The organism is Tanticharoenia sakaeratensis NBRC 103193 (assembly GCF_000963885.1).
Taxonomy (GTDB): domain Bacteria; phylum Pseudomonadota; class Alphaproteobacteria; order Acetobacterales; family Acetobacteraceae; genus Tanticharoenia; species Tanticharoenia sakaeratensis.
In genome coordinates, this window is the sequence record NZ_BALE01000056.1 from 1 (window position 1) to 20,667 (window position 20,667).

Consider the following 20,667-nt stretch of genomic DNA (forward strand, 5'->3'; position numbering starts at 1 on the left):
TTATCTCACACCATCCAAACTCCCAAATCTTTCGACGACGGACAGCGGGAAAAGAAGCCCCGGAAGGCCCCGCCCGGAGAGACCGGGCGGGGTTGGGTGTGGGAGGTTCAGTCCCCGTTCCGGCTGCGGGGCCGGGTCCAGATGAGGGTGTAGCCTTCCCCTTCCTCGTCGGTGAACAGGTTGGCGAAGATCGGGGCGGCGAAGGAGGGATCGTCCAGCTTCAGGCTCAGATAGGTGCGGCCTTCGTTGGAGCGGCGGGTCCATGCGGCGCCGAGTTCAACCCGTCCGAGGTAGACGCGGTAGTTGGGGGCGTTGTCGTTGGCCCGGCTGGTTTCCGCCACCAGGCGGACGTTGCGGGCCTGCAGGGCCAGGGTGACGATTTCGCCTTCGAAGCCTTCGCCCACCTTCTTGAAGGAACCGATGTTAGCCATTGTCGTATCTCCATGCTGTTATCGGGCCGCGACCACCGTGGCCTCGATGGCGATCGACCAGCCGGAGGCGAGCGGCAGAGCACCCTTCAGGGCCGCAGCGCAGCGGAGGACGGCAGGGCCGGAACTTTCTTGGCTCGCGAGGAATGACGGCGCCCTCGGGGTCCTCATGCGGCCTGCCGCATGGGGTGGGGGTCCGTCAGGGGAAGAAAGTTTTGGCACGCCGTTGCGGCCAGCCGATCGAGGCGCAGCCGGTCTTCGGCTAGATCAGCCATCCGACAGAGGCCATGGTGTGCGGACGCGTCAGCCCCATGGAGAGACGATGCCGGCATGACCGGTCCGGCAGGTGGGGAACGTGCGACACAGAAGAATATCGCGCTCGCCCGGTGCGACCGTCTTCCATGCTGGTGGCGCGGGCTGCGGCCTAACACCCGCCCCCGACTGCCGCGTCCCTGCTGCGAACGGTTCGGGCCACATCCTATGGACCCGTCGTTCCAACGAAGGCTGGCCATCCGGTTGCCCGCTGGACGATCCCTCCTTCGCCGCTGCTGTTTCGACCTTCACCAACGAGGAAGAAGGCCATCGCCTCCCTCATCCATCGTCCCCGCAGCCGGAATGGGGAAAGAGGTCACGCTCCACACCCGATCTCTCCGGGCGGGGCCTTCCGAGGTGCGGTCAACCCCGTTTGCTCCGACCGGCAGCGCGGGCAACGGGAAGCCCGACGTTACGCCGCCGTCTGGCCGTCCACGTGCGGTTGCAGCGCCTCGATGATCCGGCATTCCGCTACCTTGCCATGCTGACATTGCGCAAGGAGTTGTGTCAGTTCCTGTCGAAGTGTCTGCAGATCGTGAATCCTGCGCTCGATATCCGTGACATGGGTCTGAACAAGCTCATCCACCTGTTCACACGGCTGGGCATCCTGCCCGGACAGTTCCAGCAACTCCCGCACCTGTTCCAGCGAAAAACCGAGTTCACGCGCCCGGCGGATAAAGCCCAGACGTCCCAGATGGGCGCGATCATAAACGCGGTAATTGCCGCTGCTTCGGGGCGGGTGCGGCAGCAATCCGATCCGTTCATAGTAGCGGACGGTCTCGACCTTCGTGTCCGTCAGGCGTCCAAGTTCCCCGATCGTATATGTCTGCGTCATGAATCTCTTGACCCTGTAGTGACTACAGGGTGGATATGGGGTGCTCGTCGTCTTTTGCGAGAGTGTCGCCATGCCCTGCTGTCATGACTCCTGCTGCCCGAGTTCCATCTCTCCCTCGACCGGTCACGATGCCCGTCGCTGGCACCGAGCACTCTGGATCGCCCTGATCGTCAATGGCGGATTTTTCCTGACCGAGATCGTCGCCGGCGTCATGGCGGGTTCCGCCTCCCTGCAGGCGGATGCGCTCGACTTCTTCGGAGACACCGCCAATTACGCCATCAGCCTCACCGTCACGGGTATGGCGCTGGCGTGGCGCAGCCGGGCGGCAATGCTCAAAGGCGCCACCATGCTGGTCTTGACCCTCTGGGTGCTGGGCAACACGCTGTGGCACGCCTGGTCAGGCACTTTGCCGCATGCCGAAACCATGGGCCTGATCGGCGCCCTGGCGCTGCTGGCCAATGGTGGTGTCGCCCTGATGCTGTACCGCTTCCGCAGCGGTGATGCGAACATGCGTTCGGTCTGGATCTGCTCGCGCAATGACGCCATCGGCAATCTGGCGGTTCTGCTGGCGGCACTGGGCGTGTTCGGCACCGGCACGGGATGGCCCGATATCATCGTGGCCTTCATCATGGGAGGGCTGGGCCTGCATGGCGGGACACAGATTGTGCGTCATGCCATTGCCGAGACGGCCAGCACCAAAATGGAACTGGCCGCCTGAAAACCGAAAACGTGCCAACCTGTCTGCCAGACTGACACCATTGTGGAAAGTCTGGTCGGCGCTCACGCGCCAGCCTCCCCGCGGAACCGCCAGACCGGGATGCCCATCTGTTTGGCCTTGTCGGCCAGATTGTCCTGAATACCGGAACCCGGAAACACCATGACCCCGACGGGAAGGACTTTCAGCAGGGCGTCGTTGCGCCGGAACGGGGCGGCCTTGCCGTGCCGGTTCCAGTCCGGCTTGAAGGCGATCTGCGCGACCTCGCGATGATCGGCCCAGCGGGAGGCGATGAATTCCGCGCCCTTGGGTGAACCTCCGTGCAGCAGCACCATGTCGGGGTGCTTCTCGCGCACCTTGTCCAGCCGGTTCCAGATCAGGATATGGTCCTCGTAATCGAGCCCGCCGGTGACCGCGACCTTCGGTCCGGGAGGCACGAGCAGTTCGGTCTCGGCCCTGCGTCGCGCGTTGAGAAAATCACGGCTGTCGATCATCGACGCCGTCATGGTGCTGCGGCTGGCCAGCGAACCTGAGCGCGGTCGCCAGGGCGACATCGTCAGGCGTTCGAACTGGTCGCAGGCGAGGTCGCGGAAGATCTCGTAGGCGTTGCGTCGCTCCAGCAGGGTCAGGCCTTCGGCGATCAACCGTTCCAGTTCCACCGAGCGGATCTCGCTGCCATCCTGTTCCTGCTGGCTGCGTTTCTGCGCTGCCTCGTTGCGATCAAGATCGCGCTCCACCTGCCCGACCACGCGGTGAAAGACATTGACAGTGGACCAGAGCAGCGGTTCGAGATCAGGCTCCAGCCGCGTGTCGGTCAGTGTGGCTGACAGGGCATCGAAGATATCGGCAACCGCGCCCTCGATCTGGCTGGCGTCGGGCAAGGGCCTCGGGTCCGGCTCGTCCTCAAACGGACGGTGGCCATAAAGCTGGAGTTCGGCCAGCACATGGCCGGTGGAAGAGATGGCGTGGGCGGGTTCGAAATCGTCCTGTGTGCGGGTCATGGGTCTGCCCTCCGGTCTCGGCCGCGCCCCTCGCGGCCTTTCCGGGGGCGGATAGCGGCAGACACGGGCCGGGCCGGAACCGCGCAACGCGCGGCCGGAACGCAGTGGAGGATGGCAGGGAGACGGCTATTTTGCTTCGCGATGCAAAGCGCGGCACGCGCGGCGGAAAATAGCCGGCTCCGCCATTGCAGGCCCGGCCTGGCTGACGCCCGCTCCCCTCCACGAAAGGCCGAGGGCGCGCCCTATCCGGGAACAGGACAGCCGTGCGCCACACTGGAAAGAAGAAGACCCTCCCCCCTTCCCGGCCCGGCCCGGCTCAGGGTGTGACGGGCTGGAGGAATCGCGCCACGTCCTGCGGGGCAAGCTGGGGATGCAGGATCGCCCGCATCGCCCCACGCCCGAGGTAGCGCAGATCATCGTTGAAATCCGCCAGACGCGGTGACAGCACAAGGCACTCGATCCCGGCCTCCTGCGTCCGGGCCAGGAGGGTCGTCACCGCATGGTCTCCGGCGGGATCGTCGTCGCGCAGCACGTAAAGGCGGCGCAGCGCAGGCGGAAACGTCATGGCGGCGAGATGCGCCGAGGACAGGCAGGCCGCCAACGGCAAATCGGGCATGATTTCCCGGAGCGAGAGCACCGTCTCGATCCCCTCACCTGCCGCCAGAACGTCAGACACCGTGCCAAAGCGCACGGCATGGCCGAGCAGGTCGCCCATCGCCCGGCGGGGGATTTCGACAGGCGCCTTGCCGCGCCCGTCTCGCGCCAGCCAGGTGCGATGCACGCCGGTCACGCGATCTTCGAGGTCGGTGACGGCGGCGATCATCGCGGGCCAGGTCTCGGTCGGGCTGTCAGCATCGGCGCGATAATAGCAGTCAGGGTGGAAACGCAGCGAGGACAGACCCGTCAGGCGGGTGAGGTCACGATGGTGCAGCTAGGTTTCCACCTGCGTGCCGGCAATCGAGCGGGACATCGCCCAGAGCCTGCGCGCGGCGTCAGCGGTTCCAGATATTTGCCCGGCCGCATCCTGCCTGCCCGAGGTCGAAGAAAGTGGATATGTGACAGATGCATGTTGCGGCTGTGGCAGTCTGAGGAAACGGCGGACCTCGTCGGCGACATCACGAAAATCCACCAGCCCGAAGCTTTCGCGGATGATGTCGAGCAGATCGCCATGCTGGCCTGTAGCACCATCCGTCCATTTTCCCGCACGGCCACGTCCATCCGGTCCCCCATGCAGACGGACATAGAGCGACCGTCCCGGCGTGTTGTGGACATCGCCGACCAGCCAGTAATTGCCGTGCCGTCGGCCAGCGGAGACGTAATGGCGGCAGACCGCCTCGGCGTTTTCGGCCAGCCTGCGGGCCAGATCGCCAGCATCCCATGACGGCGTGCCTGTCATCGCACCCTCCCTGCAGGCTTGAAGACGCCATAATTCCCCCGTAACGGCAGGAGCAGCGGGTTTCGGCCCGACAGATAACGAAGGATAGTCCCATGAAGATTGCCGATCTGGTCGATCATATCGCCACCACCACCGACACGAGCAAGACCGAGACCCGCAAGGTGCTGGACGCGCTGATCGACACCATGACCGCTGCCGCCAAAGCGGGTGACGAAATCACCCTCCCGAACTTCGGCAAGTTCAAGGTGAAAGAAGTCGCCGCCCGCGAAGGCCGCAACCCGGCCACGGGCACGACCATCCAGATCGCGGCCTCGCGCAAGCTGGCCTTTACGCCCGCCAAGGCGCTCAAGGACAGCCTGAACGACTGACCTGCCGACAGGTGAAAGGCGGCGGACCTCGTCCGCCGCCCCTTCCCCATCATGCCAGTTTCTGATGATGACCGGCTTCATCCGACCTTCTCCATCAGCCTGCGCGCCCTGCCTTCCAGATCGAGCCGTGTATCCTGATTGGTCTTCGTACGGGCCAGTGCGGTAATGCCCTGCACGAAATCGAACACGCTCTCGGGCTTGCGTCCTTCCTCGTGCAGCACCGTTTCGATAATCTTCGTGGTTTCCGGTTTGGAGAACCCGCGACGACGCAGGAAACTTTCACGATCCTCATCGCTCCTGGCCACCAGCGCCTGCCGGGACGCCTGGATGCCCGAGACGAACGAGGCCGGACTGGCCGTGGCGAAATTCCGGAGCGCCGGCGTGGCCTGATGCACGAAACGCGAAGCCGCAAACTTGCTATGCCGGATCGTGATCTGTTCGAAATTTTCCACGCCCCAGAGCATCCTATTTTGACACACTCCGCGCAGGTAGAATGACGCAATGCCTAGGCTCTTGCTGCCGACTTCCGAATTCCACGCGTAGAAACCCCGGAAATAGAGATCGGGGTCACCATTGGGCAGGCGTCCGGCCTCGATCGGATGCGTATCGTCAACAAGGAATAAAAAGACGTCCCTGTCTGACGCGTAGAGCGTGGTGGTTTCCCTGGTGATGTCGACATACGGATTATGGGTCATGGCCGACCAGTCGATCACACCTGGCACCTTCCAGTTGGTATCGCCCGTGCCGTCCCCCGCAATTTTCCGCACCGCACCGACCAGTTCATGGTCCCAGATACGGCCGTAATCGGGACCGGTCACGGCGCGCAGTTCGACCCGCCCGTCTTCTGTCTCCAGTGTTTTCACCAGTTCGGCGCGGTGCGAGAGCAGGCCATGCTGCAGGTTGATCGCCGCCAGTGGAGCGGGAAGATTGCGCAGATAGGACGACGGCGCGCCGACCAGGCTGCACATCTGGCCAAACGACCAGTGTGTGGGCGCGATCGGCTCATTCTGTCCCGGTACGGTCAGGGTCAGGCGTTCGGCATTGTCGCGGGATGCTTCCACGCGAATGGCGCGGCTTTCCACCGTGCGGGCGGTGGCGCGGTCCGCCCGCGCCAGGGTCGCGGCATGCAGGTCGGACAGTGACAGATAGCGCTCGTCATCGGGGCGAGAGAACCACTCGGACGATACGCAAGCATTGCGCTCGCCACGAGAGGGATCGATTTTGAAACCGCCGGACGCCGCACCGCGGGACGCAGGGGGTAGGATGGTGGTCGTAGTCATGGAAAACTCTCCTCTGATGCCGGTTATTCGGCACCAGAGGCGAAGCCGACCTCTCCCTCTTTCCGGGGCGCCGGACATGAAAAAAGCGGCTTCCGGGCACCGGAAGCCGCTGTCTCAAAGTTCCAGACCTCATAAGGGCTACTCGGCGGCGATGACCTCCATATCCCCGCCTGACGTCACCGTTTCAACCTGTGCCTGATCGGCCAGCCCCACGGTTCGCAACGCTTCTGGCAGCCAGCCCGAGCCCTCCAGCAGCCGCTCGGCCTCACGCGCCATGTCGGGCTTTTTCAGGTGGGCGATGCGGTCGGCCGCCTCACTGCCGCGCGCTTCCTGCACCGCCTGCAGGATGCGCGCCTTGGTCACCCGACCGAGATAGTTCTCGACCGTGGGCTGCCAGCCAGCCTCGACCAGATCGAGACTGAGGGCCGATGCCAGACGGTCTGCCCGTTTGAGGCGTTCGGTGACGCTGCGCTGCGACACCGCCCCATACGATGGCATGCGCTCATAGAGCGCGTTGACCCCGAAGGACAGGCAGTGCGCCAGCAGCGCCATGCGACTGGTTTCGTCCAGCCCATTGATCCAGCACCATAGCGCGTTCTCATCATCAGGCAGATCGTGTTTCCAGCCCTCGTTGCGCTGACGCAGCGCATGAGCCGGCACACTGCCCAGCAGGTCGGGTGAATGAACTGGCAGCGGGATTTCCCGGACATAGGCTTCCAGGCAGTCGGCCCCCGGTGTCTGCCAGTAAACATCCCGCACCAGCGTATGCAGGAATTCAGTCAGGGCAATGTGCGGATTGCTAGCAAACGCGTCACGCAGCGCCAGCGTGCGCCAGGCCGTCAGTTCGGTGAGAAGCCGGTCAGGCAGCGGCTTGATCCCGTCTTCTTCCTCGGGCTCAACGTCGGGAGCGGTAGTATTGCACTCACCGCCCGCATCGCCGACATCATCAGTAATACGTTTATCCTGTCCGTCATACGCAGCATGATCGTATCCATCGGCACCGCTGGCATCATCGGTCTCTTCGGGCTCGGTCGGCATGTCCTCGGGCAACACGAAGCCCCGCTCCACCTGCAATGTGCCATCGCTGGCGAGGCTGACGAACGCTCCAGCCCGCGTCATGTCGGCAGGATCGAACGCCAGAGGCCGTTCCTCCAGGGCCAGGATCGCCTGTTCGATCTCGCCCAGCCGTGCATCCACCTCGACTGGATATTCATCGGCCTGGGCGTATTCAGCCTCGATAGTTTCCTGCTCGGCACGCAGGGCTTCGAGACGGACGGTTTCCTCGTCGGACAGCGGCACTTCCGTGCCATCAATTTCTGCGAACTGCCGTGTGTGCCCCCATGGAAACGACAGGGCCGTCTCGATCCATTTCCAGCCCTCGGCGCGGATATCCTCTGCGGCTGTGTGCAGTTTTTCCATGACCAGCCGGTCCAGAATGGCCGGATCCTGCAGCCAGCCGCCGTCGTCGGCTTCGAACAGGTCGCGCATGATGTGACCACCGGCCGTGACATAGGCGTCCAGACCGACAAACCGCGCACGGGCGTCCGAGGCCCGCACAGTCTTTTCCGTCAGCATGCGGCGGATAACATAGGGTTCACGGTTATGGTTCTGAGATACGATCTCCCAGACCTGTTCCTGCCGCGCGTGGTCGTCGCTGATGGAAAAGGCCATCAACTGTTCCAGCCGCATACCGTCCTGCTCGTATACCTCGAGCAGTTTGTCGGAAACGGTCATGAGACGAAGCCGCTGCTTGACCACAGCGGGTGCGAGAAAGAATGCGGCGGCGATTTCCTCTTCGGACATGCCTTTTTCCAGCATGTCACGGAAAGCCCGAAACTGGTCCAGCGGATGCAGGGCCACGCGCTGGACGTTCTCGGCCAAGGAGTCCTCCTTGGCGTGAATAGCGGATCCGGCCTCGCGTACCACGCAGGGTACCGGAGCCGTCTTCGCCAGTTTCTTCTGTTTCACCAGCAGTTCGAGAGCACGGAAGCGCCGCCCGCCGGCTGGGACTTCGTAGGTGCCGGTCTCGGCCCTTTCGCCATCAAGGACAGGACGGACGTTCAGGCTCTGCAGCAGCCCGCGGCGCTCAATGTCGCGAGCCAGTTCCTCGATCGACAGACCGGACTTCACGCGCCGCACGTTGGATTGCGACAGCACCAGCCGGTTGAACGGGATGTCGCGGGACGAACTCAGGGTGATTTTGGAAATAGCGGTCGCCATGGCGAAAAAACTCCATGACGGGCGGACAGGAGCCTCTCTCCTGCCCTCTCAACCCGTCACGAAAACCCGCGCAGCCCTCTGACTCTAAAAGCCCCGGACCCGCCCAAAATCCGCAACCTTTTCCCGGCAGGAAACGACGGCAATTGGGGGAAGGCGGACAGTCCGGTTTTGAGGTTCAGGTTAATCAGAACGGACATCGTGTCGTTAAATCCGCCTTTGCCTGACGCGGCGACATAAGCCATTGCGACAAGGCCTGTTCAGCTTTGGTGCAATCCAAAGGGTTATTGCTGGCCCATACGACGAAACCATCCGGACGAACGAGCAGAGCGCATAAGCCTAGGCGATCATCATCGTATCAGATCATCAGCGAAGCGTCGCAGAAGTGCCCGCAACTGATCGAGATCTTCATCGGTCCAGTCGACGAGAATGCGGTTGGCCAGCCTCTCGCGCGCTGCGTTGAGCAAGTCGACCATTTCCTGCCCCTTTTCTGTCACTGTCGCTTCCCGAACACGCCTGTCCGTCATGGACGGCTTGCGCTCGATGAGGCCCAGTTCCTCCAGTTTGGTCATCTGTCGGCTGATGGTCGTATGATCGCGGCCCGTCCGATCCGCGAGTTCGACCACGCCGATGGGACCGTAACGCCATACGCGTGAAAGCAGCGGAAACAGGGCCCGATCCAGCGGAATACCGGCCTCCTCGATCAGCCGATCGTCGCGGCGCGGTCGGTTGATCTCATCGACCAGATCGATGATCGCGGCATGGAGCCCACGCAGGATTTTGGGATCGTGTGCATTATTCACGCTTATTATTGCCTTCGACGCCAATCTCATATATGTGAATATTACACATTGATTCGCGGAGCTGCCAGTGTCTTTCGATACACACGTCCTGATCTCGGGTGCGGGGGCTGTGGGCCTGACACTTGCCATCGACCTCGCCCGACGTGGAATTTCGTTCCGACTGATCGAGCAGAACGCGCAGCCGTTCAGCGGGTCGCGCGGCAAGGGCATCCAGCCTAGGACGATGGAGATTTTCGAGGATCTCGGCATCGTCGATCGTATGGCTGCGGCAGGCGGACCCTATCCGCGGCTCTGTCAGTATCGTCCTGATGGAACCCATAAAATGTCGCTTCTGACGGAAGCGGACATTTTTCCGACCGCAGCCGAGCCCTATGCGGCACCACTGATGCTGCCACAGTTCGCCACCGAAGCCGTCATGCGGGAGCGGCTTGCCGAACTGGGCCATCATCCACATTTTGGGACACAGTTGGTCGGTTTCCAGCAAGACGACGATGGCGTTACGGCGAGGATCGAACAGAAAGGCGACAAGCAGGTTCTCCGTGCCCGCTTCCTTGTTGGAACCGATGGTGGCCGCAGTTTTGTGCGTCATGCATTGGCGATCGATTTTCCGGGAGAAGCACTGGGCGTGCGTGCGATCGTTGCTGATGTGCGGCTGGAGGGGCTTGATCGGTCCGTCTGGCATCGGTTCCAGTTCGGTGCACCCGAAACACAGGTGATGATCTGCCCGCTGGCGGGGACGGACCTGTTCCAGATTCAGGCCCCTGTGGCTCTGGACGGAGAGGTCGATCTGTCTCCGGCCGGGCTGACCGCGCTCATCGAAGACCGAACCGGCAGAGGAGACATTACGGTCCGTTCGGTCTCCTGGTCGTCGGTTTATACGATGAGTGCGCGTCTGGCCGATCGCTATCGGATTGGGCGCGTCTTCCTTGCGGGAGACGCCGCGCATGTTCACCCGCCAACGGGCGGTCAGGGTCTCAATACCAGCGTTCAGGACGCCTATAATCTCGGCTGGAAGCTGGCGTCCGTGCTCTCGGGGGCGCCGGAAGCACTGCTCGACAGCTACGAGGCAGAGCGTCGGCCGATCGCATTGAACATGCTGCGTCTCTCGACGCGGCTGCTCGGGGAAGTCAAGCAGGGCACCATGCGGCGCGATCGCGAAGCGCGGCAACTCGACCTCGGCTATCGCGGTTCATCGTTGAACGTGTCCGGTGCGGTGGACGGCAAAGTGCAGGCGGGCGATCGCGCACCTGATGCGCCCTGTCGTGGACAGGCGGGACAGCGGACACGACTGTTCACGGTCTTTCAGGGGCCTCACTGGACCTTGCTCGGCTACGAAACGCGCGACCGGCCGTCGGCCATCGCGGGTGTCCGGATCGTCACCGTCGGCGCGGGGCAGGAACTCGTCGATGAAGAGGGCGATATCGCTGAAGCATACGGGATCGAACCCGGTCACTGGGTGCTTGTGCGTCCGGACGGTTACATCGCCGGAATTTTCCCCTCTGCCGGACTGGAGGCGCAGCTTTCTCGCTACCTGGCGCATGTACTGCCGTCCCGCCCGGCCGATACGTTCGAAGGGTCATGAGGCGGGTGGTGAACCGCTCCGGGATCGACGGCGACCAGCATTCGCACGCTGAGCACTCGTGTCAGCTTTCCAGAAGCGCAAATCTTGCCTACGAAGTCCGACTTGTAGGCGACTGCTGGCATGGCAGACGTATCGATTATCTATAGCGCTTGCGGTTGCTGCTCTGTGAGCCGCTCCCAGTTTCCGTGTGCGAAACCCTGCGTCGCGGCCTTGTCCAGACCGCAGTTTTCGAGAAAGCGTCGTGCGTCGCGGCCGGGCCGGTATTGATACGGATAGTCGGTGGAGAACAGCAGCCGGTCATGGCCGACAATTCGTGCCGCCTGTTCCAGATAATGCGGCAGGTAGATGCCGCTCGCCGTGACAGACAGGTTGCGCCGGAAATACGTCGCCATGGAATGGTCCAGTCCGGAAACGCGATCCATGTTGGCGATACGCTCGGCGTAGAACAGGACCAGCTCGCCCCAGTGGCCCAGAATAATCTGTAGGTCCGGGAAGCGGTCGAAATGGCCCGCCAGCACAAGACGCAGGAACTGGATCCCGGCGTCATAATGCCAGCCGAGACCGAAACAGGAAAACGCGGCATCCACCTGCGGGCTGAACCCGGAATAATAGGCATCCCGGACGGCCTTTTCAGGTGCCCTGGGGTGAAGCAGGATTGGCGCCTTTAATGCCGCAGCGCTCTGGAAGATCGGCAGCAGATCGGCGTGGTCCAGGTTGCGGTGGCCCACGCGCCCGCACAGCATCGTGCCCTTGAAGCCGAGTGTTCTGACGCAGCGTTCGACTTCGAGGGCCGCTTCGTCGGGGCTCGCCACGGGCAGGGTCGCCAGCGCCTGAAAACGATCCGGATGGCGGGCGATTGCTTCCGCCACGGCATCGTTCGCGCGGCGCGCCAGCTCAACACTCTCGGGTCCAAGGTCGTGCAATGACGGTGTGGTGAGCGACAGCACCTGCACGTCCAGCCCGGTTTCGTCCATGAGGGCCAGCCGCCCTTCGGCGAGATCGGCCAGCCGCTTTTCAAGCGGGCCGCCATGGAACGCGACGCTCGGGTCAGCGGCGTTGAGACCGATGGTGGACCAGGCGTCTTTTACTTCGGGCGTCAGAAAATGCTCTTCGATGCCGATCAGCTTCATGGGATGGCTCCTTCCGCAGGCTCTCCGTCACGACGGAACATGCTTGGTTTCGCTTCAACCGAAGATAGGGGCGGCCTCGAAGCAGGCGCCAGACGCAGCGGGGTCAATGTGTTATTGCGTATGGCGCTATCTGTTGTCGGTCACCGTTGATAAGCTCAGCGCATGGACAATGTGGATCTCAATCTTCTGATCGCGCTGGATGTGCTGCTCGATGAGGTCAGCGTGACCGGCGCGGCCCATCGGCTTGGGCTTAGCCCATCCGCCATGAGCCGCACGCTGACGCGGCTTCGCACGGCCACCGGCGATCCGTTGCTGGTGCGGGCGGGTCGGCATCTCGTGCCCACGCCCTATGCGACGGAGATGCGTGAGCGCGTTCATGCCCTGACCCGTGACGCGCAGGCTGTCCTGCGTCCGCAGCATCGGGAATTGGCTCTGGAAACGCTGGATCGGACATTTGTCCTTCGCGCCAATGAGGGGTTTCTCAATGTTGCCGCGGCGCCTCTGGTGACGGCCGCCCTGAAAGAAGCGCCTTGTGTTCGTCTGCGGTTTGCGCCCAAGCCGGACAAGGATGTGCTACCACTACGAGAGGGACGGATTGATCTGGAGATCGGCGTGCGGGGCGTGTCGGCGCCCGAGATCCGAAGTCGGCTCCTGTTCCGGGACGCGTTCGTCGGGGTGGCGCGCATCGGCCATTCCCTTTTCCTGGACGGAGAGATCAGCGTGGCGCGCTATGCCGCATGCCGCCATGTCACGACCTCGCGACGCGGGACGTTCAGAGGGCCGGTTGATGATGCGCTGGAGCAGCTGGGATACCAGCGCACCGTGTCGGTCGTCGTGCCGGGCTTTCCGGATGCGCTCGAGATCGTGCGGCAATCGGATCTGGTGACGCATGTCCCGCGATCGTGTCTCAGCCACCCGCCCGATGATCGCGCCGGGATATCGCGTCTGAGATCGTTCCCGCTTCCCGTGAAAACGCCTGAAATCGCCATTTCCGCCATGTGGCATCCCAGGCTGGACGCCGATCCTGCCCACCGCTGGCTGCGCGACACAGTGCAGGCGGTTTGCCGGGAAGTTCTCGCCTGCTGATGACGCCTGCTTTTGGAAAAGCACCTTGTGGTTTTGCACGTCCACCATGCGGGCGGTTCTCGTCTGTCTGCTTCATTTCCATTGAGCAGACAGGCGGTTTGGGCAGGGATCCCTGCCTGTCCGCTCAACTCGTTCAGGAAGACAGCCGCCCGGGCTGGGCAAGCAGACCGATGGCGTTCAGTCATCTCTGTTGTGACGCTGACATAAATTGGCTGGAGAACCCGTCGACGTCAGGGCGAAGATGATACAATATAACGTTTCTGTGTGCTTGGGGGAACGTATCATTGGCATCAGACATCAAACGCCGAAGACTTCTGACAGCGGGCGCCGGTCTCTCGCTGGCCAGTCTGCTTCCGTCGATCCAGCGTGCCCGCGCCATTCCTGCGCGACGCGAGAGCGCAACGATCGAGGATGTCCAGCATATCGTTGTCCTGATGCAGGAGAACCGGTCGTTCGACCACTATCTCGGTCATCTCTCCGGCGTGCGCGGCTATGGAGACCGACACGTCGTGCGCGGCCCGGAAGGCCTGCCCGTCTGGTGGCAACAGCGACATAACGCGACGGACGGCTGGATCACGCCCTTCCATCTCCCGACACAGACCACCAGCGCGCAATGCGTGATCGACCTTGATCACAGCTGGTCGCCGACACATGCCGCGATCAACAAGGGCTGGAACAATCAATGGCCCCGTCACAAGACGGATATGACGATGGGCTACTATACGCGCAATGACATTCCCTTTCATTACGCACTGGCCGATGCGTTCACGGTCTGCGACCACTGGTTTTGTTCCACGCCGACCCAGACACATCCCAACCGCTATTATCTCATGACCGGCATGGTCGATCCGACCGGAGCTGGTGGCGGTCCGGTCCTCGACAACAGGGACTGGGTGGATCGGCCCTTTTATCCCAACGTTGCCGCGCCCTTTTCCTGGACCACGTATCCTGAACGCCTTCAGGAAGCCGGGATCGACTGGCGTGTCTATCAGCAGAGCCTGTCAGTCTCGGATATCGAAAACGGGAATTTTGGCACGAACGTGCTGATGAACTTCCGCAATTTCGTCGATGCGCCCTCGGGATCGCCCCTGCATGAGCGCGCGATGACCGCCCGTACGCTCGATCATCTGCGACAGGACGTGCTGGCGGATCGCCTGCCGCAGGTCTCCTGGATTCTGCCGCCGGCGGCCTATTCTGAACATCCCCGCTGGACGCCGGGCTATGGTGCGACCTTTATCGCGCATGCGCTGGACGCCCTGACGGCCAATCCCGAGGTCTGGGCAAAGACCGTCTTTCTGGTCATGTATGACGAGAACGACGGGTATTTCGATCACGTGCCGCCGCCACAGCCGCCTACCCCCGTCCTGCCGGGGAAAAGCACGATCGAAACCACGGGCGAAATTCACGACCGCGTCGCCGCTTTCCGGCCAGAGAGCCAGACGGCGGACATGCTGCCCTTCGGCCTGGGGCCGCGTGTGCCGGCGTTTGTCATTTCGCCCTGGAGCACGGGCGGTTTCGTCTGTTCTGAGGTGTTCGATCACACCTCCGTCATTCGCTTCATCGAGACGCGTTTCGGCGTGCAGGAACCCAATATCACGCCCTGGCGTCGCGCCGTCTGCGGCGATCTGACAGGTGCATTCGACTTCGCACGCAAGCGAAGCGTGTCAGTTCCGCTGCCCGATACCAAAGCCTATCGTAAGATTGCCGATGCATCCTGCAAATTGCCAGCTGTCGTCGTCCCGTCGCAAAGCCGCATCGAGGATATCGGTCGGCAGGAGCCCGGAGCACGTCCGGCCCGGGCATTACCCTATGCGCTGGCTGCGGATCTCACCGTGTCCGCGCCCGATGCGCTGACAGTCGACATGCGCAATGACGGCACGCGGGCGGCGTGTCTCCATGTCTATCGTGATGGGACGGATGAGACGCCACGTCGCTACACCATCGGGGCGGGAAAGTCCGTGCGGGACACATGGCCTGTCGGGGGCGGAGGTGATCACCGCATCACCGTGCTGGGGCCGAACGGCTTTGCGCGATATTTTCGTATGTCCAGACCGGCAACGGTCAGCCTCGCCGCGCGCCACGATGCAGCCGCCGGCACCCTCGTTCTTAGCGCTGCAAACAGCGCGCGGATCGTCAGGCGCCTGTTACTCCGCGACAACGCCTATGGTGCCGCGGATCGCACCCTCGACATTCCTGCTGTCGGGACATCGAGCCTGTCCATCGACCTCGTGGACAGTCATCACTGGTATGACCTGACTGTGATCATGCCGGACGAACCAGGCAACGAGATACGCCTCGCTGGCCATGTCGAGACCGGCCGCGTGAGCATCTCCGATCCGGTCATGGGTGTCGCATGACCGGCTGTTGCATGATCGGGCGTCTCATGGCGGGGCGCTCCCTGCCGCAAGGCACTGGCCGCCGGACCGGCGCAGAAGCTCAGCCGGCAACTACCGGCTATGCCCGCCATGCCGGGAAGGGATCGGGCAAGCGGGCATAGCGTTGTGACCTGAAAGCGTTGCCTGTTTCTGCTGGCGCGAGGCAGGCATCCAGTGCCTGGCGGATCGCCGCATCGTCGAGACCCGCACCGATGAAGACCAGCTCCTGACGCCGATCTCCATAGGTCTTATCCCATTGTTTCGAGATCATGGTGCGCCATTCTGCATTGTCCGGCCACTGTTCGCGCGGCACATTCACCCACCAGTGACCTGCCGCCTGATGCCGGGCCAGGGCGCCGGCGATGCTGAGTTCGCCCACCCAGCCCGGGCGCGTCGCGAGCCAGAAATACCCCTTGGCACGGATCAGTCCCGGCCACGACCGTTCGATGAAGCGCGCGAACGCTTCTGGCAGGAAAGGGCGGCGCGCTCGATATACGAAGCTGCTGATCCCGTATTCCAAAGTTTCCGGGACGTGCTCTTCGTGACCATGAAGTTCCTTGAACCAAAGGGGGTGCTCATGTGCCCGCTCGAAATCGAACCGGCCGGTGTCAAGCACACGGTCGAGCGCCACACGGCTCTGGCTGCTTTCGATGACGTCGGCATCCGGGTTGAGCGACAGGATGATCTGCCGTGCCGCGCTGACCTGTTCGGATGATGCGGTGTCGATCTTGTTGAGGATGACGACATCGGCGAACTCGATCTGTTCGACGAGCAGGTCTACCAGCGCGCGCTCGTCACCTTCTCCGGCCGTCTCGCCGCGGTCGCGCAGAAAATCGGACGAGGCATAGTCCTTGAGGAGATTGACCGCATCGACCACTGTCACCAGCGTGTCGAGACGGGCAAGATCACTCAGGCTGTGGCCGTCCTCGTCCCGAAATTCAAAAGTCGCCGCGACAGGGAGCGGTTCGGAGATGCCCGTTGATTCAATCAGCAGATAGTCGAACCGACCTTCACGGGCGAGGCGCCCGACTTCCTGCAGCAGGTCATCACGCAAGGTGCAGCAGATGCACCCGTTGCTCATTTCCACCAGTTTTTCGTCGGTCCGTGAAAGATCGCTGCCGCCGTGGCGCACGAGATCGGCGTCGATGTTCACTTCACTCATGTCATTGACGATGACCGCGACCTTTCGTCCCTCGCGGTTGTTGAGGATGTGGTTGAGCAGCGTGGTCTTGCCCGCCCCGAGAAAGCCGGAAAGCACCGTGACGGGTAGCTTGTTGGTCGCAAGGTCGTTCATGAGGCCCACCTGAATGTTGTATCTGCCTGCCTAATACGTTATGTTATAACATACCATCAAGCTGATAGATGTTTCTGCCATGCCTAACGTCACGCCATCCGATGCATGCTTAACGCGAAGGGAGCTTCAGCTCCTTGTCGATTGCCAGCCCGTACGCGCGCCCGGACATGCGATGGCCATGAGCCGTCGTGTGCTGCCGGACCGACTGCGTCAGGCGGCACATCGCCACCTCGCAACCGGTCCGCGGCTGATTGTGGCGAGAGGAACGTTTGCGTCCATCGACACGGCGGTCCGTCAGGCATTCACGGCCGAGACGCAGATGCTTCTCGAGGAGATGCGCATATTGGCGCAGACGTTTCAGTCGATTTCCGGACATGATGCGCTTCGGGTGCGGCTGGAACGCGTCGTCAGCGACAGTTGCCGGAAATTCCATGTCGATTGCGTGGATCTGCGTCTGCTTTGCACGTATTGTGGTTCGGGTGTTCAATGGACGCGCGACGAAGGGCGCACAATTGCCGAGGCCGAGCCGGGGGCGGTCGTGTTTCTCAAGGGGCGTTGTGCGCCGAACTGGCGGGAGGACGACACCCTCCGCCACCGCTCGCCGCCGATCTCGGTTCTGCCCGAAGGTGACAGGATGCGGCTTCTGCTGACGGTCGACGCCGCGGATGCCTGTGGAGCCTCCGCGGACGAGCCTCTCGTCATCGCGGCCTGAACATGCTTGTTATTGAAAGCTGGCCGGATCCGGCTGTGGCTTTGGCGCCGCGCGTGCGCGCCGCGAGTGACCCGACCATTCTGCTTGATCTGACCATGACCGCGATCGACGTGGTGGTCTGGGGACGGAATGTCCCGCCTGCCTGGCAGGAGGAACTTTCCGTCAACACAGCGCCATATGAACGGTTTACGCTGGAAGGCACGCTCGATCAGATCACAGCGGCATTGCGGGACGCAAAGCGCCGGCGCCAGTTCCCGGTGTTTCTCATGGACGATGTCGAGCACACGGTCGCGCTTGCCGCCGCGCTGGCATTTTCGAACAGACTTGTTGTCTCCCTTGAGCCATTGGCGCCGCCGGGCGCGCCCGTCTTGAGGAATACGGCAGCGCTAGAAGTCTATTGCTGTTATGGCGGCACTGTAAGCTGGGATTCCGGTTTGCCGAAAGACGCAGAGAGCACCACGACATCTGTTTGTGCTCTGGTTTTCATACCGTCCTTTTCGGAAGCCGAGGCGACCTTGCGTTTCGCCCCGGCGGTCGAAAATGCCTTCGGTCTGACAATTCTTGCTTACCGGGACATACAGGCTGCGGCAGAATTGCCTCGGATTTTCTCGAAGACATCGCTGTCTGGCAAGATATTCGGCGAAGAAGCGATGATGCCACTCACCCCGGTCCGCTCAGGATATCGAACGTGATATCGGACGCCCTGAATGAGAAAAGGCCCATTGGCATGTTGGGAAGATGGCCGCTCCGAGGCGTTTGAATGACTGCTTCGGGATGATATGCAAGTCTGCCGAACGTCCGAAAAGCAGGCGACTACCGCCTGTCTGGTTCAAATTTGTTTAGCACGGGGGCGGGTAAACGAGAGAGACTGAATCAATAGCCGCGCAGCGCCTTACGTGGGCCGGCGGCGTGACGGCGCCGGCTGGCTCCGAGTGCTGTCTCTGGCGTTCATCATGAACTGGTCCAGGCCGGCATTCATGGCCACCTGAAACGCCTCGAGCGTCTCGGTACCGACATAATGTTCCAGTCCTTCGGCGTCGATCCGTGCGTTTTCGGAGCTTACCCCTAAAGCCAAAAGAAACGCTTCCACGATCCGGTGACGGGCACGGACCGTTGCCGCCATTTCTCGGCCTGCCTGGGTGAGAAAAATGCCGCGATATGGCTTGCGGGCAACGAGACCTTCGTCCGCAAGACGGGTCAGCATCTTGGCAACAGTCGGTTGGGCGACCCCCAGGCGCCCGGCGAGATCGACCTGACGCGCCTCCTGGCCTTCATCCAGAAGATCGGCAATCAGTTCCACATAATCCTCGACAAGAGCGTTCTGTCGGGCAGCGCGATTGGCACGAAACCCTTCTGAATGGGTCTCTGTGTCCGGAAGAGTATCAGGGGCGCTCGTGCTGAGTTCATCTTGTGATGTTGCGGTGATCATGGACCTGAGAACCTCCAAGATTGGCTTGATAAGAGAGAATTATTCAGCTTGGAAAGATATATTCTCAAAAGAATAACATAGCAAATGCTGCAGAAAGCCCCAGGCGCACGATGTTTTTGCATGAGCTCTCTAATATAGCATATTGCATATAGGTGCGACCTGCGGTCTACTGCGTCATCATGGCCAGTCCCACTGACGTCAGCGCTCCGTCTCCTGCACCGAATCCTGCGGCACGGCGCTCTGCCAGACTGACGGAATCCGACAGCAACAGCCTGCCGGAAGCCTTTGCCAGTGTTCGCGTGCCGGCCGCTGACGCCTCCTGGTTCCGGCGTTTTCTGGCCTTCTTCGGCCCCGGCTATATGGTCTCGGTCGGCTATATGGACCCCGGTAACTGGGCGACGGATCTCCAGGGGGGCGCGCAGTTCGGCTACACGTTGCTCGCCGTCATCATGCTGTCGAACCTGATGGCGATCCTACTCCAGGCCCTTTCGGCACGGCTGGGGATCGCAACCGGTCGCGATCTCGCCCAGGCCTGCCGCGACCATTTTCCGCCGGCCGTCAACATCATGCTGTGGCTGGCCTGCGAACTGGCCATCATCGCCTGTGATCTGGCCGAGGTCATCGGGACGGCGGTGGCGCTCCAACTACTCTTCGGCATTCCCCTGCTGGCGGGCGCCGTGATCTCGGTGCTGGACGCCTTCATCGTCCTGTTCCTGATGAACCGGGGCTTCCGCTATCTGGAAGCCTTCATCATCGGGCTTCTGAGCATCATCGCCATCTGCTTCGCCGTTCAGGTCGTGGCGGCCGCCCCGCCTCTGGCGGGTGTCGTGAAGGGTTTCCTTCCGTCGGCCGAGATCGTGACCAATAGCCAGATGCTGTACATCGCGATCGGCATCATCGGGGCAACCGTGATGCCCCACAATCTCTATCTGCATTCTTCAATCGTGCAGACCCGCGCCTTCGCACGCACGTCGGCCGGACGGCGCGAGGCCATCCGCTGGGCGACATGGGACAGTACCATCGCCCTGATGCTGGCCCTGTTCATCAATGCCGCCATCCTGATCGTCGCGGCGGCCGCCTTTCATACCACTGGTCATCAGGATGTGGCGGAGATCGAGGACGCCTATCGCCTGCTTTCCCCCATCCTGGGGCTGGGGATCGCCTCCACACTGTTTGCCGTGGCGCTCCTTGCCGCCGGCACCAACTCCACCATCACCGGGACACTGGCTGGCCAGATCATCATGGAAGGCTTCCTGCATCTCCGTATTCCGCACTGGGCGCGACGCCTGCTCACCCGTGGTCTGGCGATCATTCCGGTTGTCGTGGTGACGGCAATCTACGGCAGCAGTGGCGTGGGGCAATTGCTGCTGTTCAGCCAGGTCATCCTGTCGATGCAACTGCCCTTCGCCGTCATCCCTCTGGTCCTGTTCGTCTCCGACCGCCGGAAAATGGGGGAGTTCGTCATTTCCCGGAAACTCGCCGCGCTCTCATGGATCGTGGCGGCCGTCATTCTGGTTCTCAACTTCAAACTGCTTTTCGATACGATTTTCTGAGTTCAACCGCCCTCGAGGCAGCTTTCGCAGAAGAAACACATCCTTATGCTCACCTCGAAATATAGCAAATGCTATTTCTATAGGCGCAGGCGTTCCGGGACGAGTTCCGGTTATAAGTGCGACCGGTCCCGTGCGGGCTCGCGCGCCATGT

18 protein-coding genes and 1 pseudogene are annotated in these 20,667 nt (G+C 62.2%); 8 read left to right on the top strand and 11 right to left on the bottom strand.

Annotation, left to right across the window (positions count from 1 at the left end; translation table 11 throughout):
- Positions 1-107: 107 nt before the first annotated feature.
- Both B8446_RS15095 and B8446_RS15105 read right to left on the bottom strand, forming a co-directional pair.
- Complete coding sequence (locus B8446_RS15095; RefSeq protein ID WP_048851081.1) at positions 108-431, bottom strand: DUF736 domain-containing protein; 324 nt, start codon at positions 429-431, stop codon at positions 108-110.
- A 721-nt stretch (positions 432-1,152) separates the two neighbouring features.
- Positions 1,153-1,575 (bottom strand): MerR family transcriptional regulator, encoded by a 423-nt coding sequence (locus B8446_RS15105; RefSeq protein ID WP_048851083.1) that lies wholly within the window; start codon positions 1,573-1,575, stop codon positions 1,153-1,155.
- A 40-nt stretch (positions 1,576-1,615) separates the two neighbouring features.
- On the opposite strand from B8446_RS15105, the gene B8446_RS15110 reads away from it, so the two are divergent.
- On the top strand, positions 1,616-2,293 hold the full coding sequence (locus B8446_RS15110) for a cation transporter (protein ID WP_456316203.1): 678 nt from the start codon (positions 1,616-1,618) through the stop codon (positions 2,291-2,293).
- Between the two features lie 62 nt (positions 2,294-2,355).
- On the opposite strand, the gene B8446_RS15115 is transcribed toward B8446_RS15110, so the two are convergent.
- Positions 2,356-3,291, bottom strand: a complete 936-nt coding sequence (locus tag B8446_RS15115; protein WP_048851086.1) for a DUF2493 domain-containing protein — start codon at positions 3,289-3,291, stop codon at positions 2,356-2,358.
- Positions 3,292-3,607: 316 nt separating this feature from the next.
- Positions 3,608-4,687 (bottom strand): annotated as a pseudogene (locus tag B8446_RS15120) (DUF7146 domain-containing protein).
- A gap of 74 nt (positions 4,688-4,761) precedes the next feature.
- On the opposite strand from B8446_RS15120, the gene B8446_RS15125 reads away from it, so the two are divergent.
- Entirely contained in the window at positions 4,762-5,055 is a 294-nt protein-coding gene (locus tag B8446_RS15125) for an HU family DNA-binding protein (RefSeq protein WP_158507612.1), read from the top strand.
- A gap of 77 nt (positions 5,056-5,132) precedes the next feature.
- On the opposite strand, the gene B8446_RS15130 is transcribed toward B8446_RS15125, so the two are convergent.
- From B8446_RS15130 to B8446_RS15140, 4 genes are all read right to left on the bottom strand, one after another.
- Positions 5,133-6,335, bottom strand: a complete 1,203-nt coding sequence (locus tag B8446_RS15130) for a hypothetical protein (protein ID WP_048851090.1) — start codon at positions 6,333-6,335, stop codon at positions 5,133-5,135.
- Between the two features lie 138 nt (positions 6,336-6,473).
- Entirely contained in the window at positions 6,474-8,555 is a 2,082-nt protein-coding gene (locus tag B8446_RS15135) for a ParB/RepB/Spo0J family partition protein (RefSeq protein ID WP_048851092.1), read from the bottom strand.
- A 184-nt stretch (positions 8,556-8,739) separates the two neighbouring features.
- Positions 8,740-8,880 (bottom strand): aromatic-ring hydroxylase C-terminal domain-containing protein, encoded by a 141-nt coding sequence (locus B8446_RS16795; protein ID WP_373277153.1) that lies wholly within the window; start codon positions 8,878-8,880, stop codon positions 8,740-8,742.
- A 22-nt stretch (positions 8,881-8,902) separates the two neighbouring features.
- Positions 8,903-9,355: a MarR family winged helix-turn-helix transcriptional regulator gene (locus tag B8446_RS15140; protein WP_241767820.1), complete on the bottom strand. Its 453-nt coding sequence runs from the start codon at positions 9,353-9,355 to the stop codon at positions 8,903-8,905.
- A 67-nt stretch (positions 9,356-9,422) separates the two neighbouring features.
- Between B8446_RS15140 and B8446_RS15145 the strand changes: the two genes are divergently transcribed.
- Positions 9,423-10,937 carry an FAD-dependent oxidoreductase gene (locus tag B8446_RS15145; protein ID WP_048851096.1) on the top strand — a complete coding sequence of 505 codons (1,515 nt, stop codon included), beginning with the start codon at positions 9,423-9,425 and terminating at the stop codon, positions 10,935-10,937.
- Between the two features lie 140 nt (positions 10,938-11,077).
- Here B8446_RS15145 and B8446_RS15150 read toward each other — a convergent pair whose 3' ends face one another.
- Positions 11,078-12,067 (bottom strand): amidohydrolase family protein, encoded by a 990-nt coding sequence (locus B8446_RS15150; RefSeq protein ID WP_048851098.1) that lies wholly within the window; start codon positions 12,065-12,067, stop codon positions 11,078-11,080.
- A 162-nt stretch (positions 12,068-12,229) separates the two neighbouring features.
- On the opposite strand from B8446_RS15150, the gene B8446_RS15155 reads away from it, so the two are divergent.
- Positions 12,230-13,153 (top strand): LysR family transcriptional regulator, encoded by a 924-nt coding sequence (locus B8446_RS15155; RefSeq protein WP_048851100.1) that lies wholly within the window; start codon positions 12,230-12,232, stop codon positions 13,151-13,153.
- A 284-nt stretch (positions 13,154-13,437) separates the two neighbouring features.
- The gene (locus B8446_RS15160) at positions 13,438-15,510 is read left to right on the top strand and encodes a phosphocholine-specific phospholipase C (RefSeq protein WP_048851101.1); all 2,073 of its coding nucleotides are present in this window, start codon (positions 13,438-13,440) and stop codon (positions 15,508-15,510) included.
- 97 nt (positions 15,511-15,607) lie between these two features.
- Here the strand turns inward: B8446_RS15160 and zigA are convergent, their stop codons facing one another.
- Entirely contained in the window at positions 15,608-16,822 is a 1,215-nt protein-coding gene (gene zigA, locus B8446_RS15165; RefSeq protein WP_048851103.1) for a zinc metallochaperone GTPase ZigA, read from the bottom strand.
- A gap of 79 nt (positions 16,823-16,901) precedes the next feature.
- Between zigA and B8446_RS15170 the strand changes: the two genes are divergently transcribed.
- Both B8446_RS15170 and B8446_RS15175 read left to right on the top strand, forming a co-directional pair.
- Complete coding sequence (locus tag B8446_RS15170) at positions 16,902-17,534, top strand: DUF1826 domain-containing protein (RefSeq protein ID WP_048851105.1); 633 nt, start codon at positions 16,902-16,904, stop codon at positions 17,532-17,534.
- A gap of 35 nt (positions 17,535-17,569) precedes the next feature.
- A complete protein-coding gene (locus B8446_RS15175) occupies positions 17,570-18,226 on the top strand; it encodes a hypothetical protein (RefSeq protein WP_206742565.1) in 657 nt (218 codons plus the stop codon).
- 200 nt (positions 18,227-18,426) lie between these two features.
- Here the strand turns inward: B8446_RS15175 and mntR are convergent, their stop codons facing one another.
- Positions 18,427-18,963 carry a manganese-binding transcriptional regulator MntR gene (gene mntR, locus B8446_RS15180; protein WP_048851108.1) on the bottom strand — a complete coding sequence of 179 codons (537 nt, stop codon included), beginning with the start codon at positions 18,961-18,963 and terminating at the stop codon, positions 18,427-18,429.
- A 179-nt stretch (positions 18,964-19,142) separates the two neighbouring features.
- On the opposite strand from mntR, the gene B8446_RS15185 reads away from it, so the two are divergent.
- Complete coding sequence (locus tag B8446_RS15185) at positions 19,143-20,516, top strand: Nramp family divalent metal transporter (protein WP_048851120.1); 1,374 nt, start codon at positions 19,143-19,145, stop codon at positions 20,514-20,516.
- The last annotated feature ends 151 nt before the right edge of the window (positions 20,517-20,667 follow it).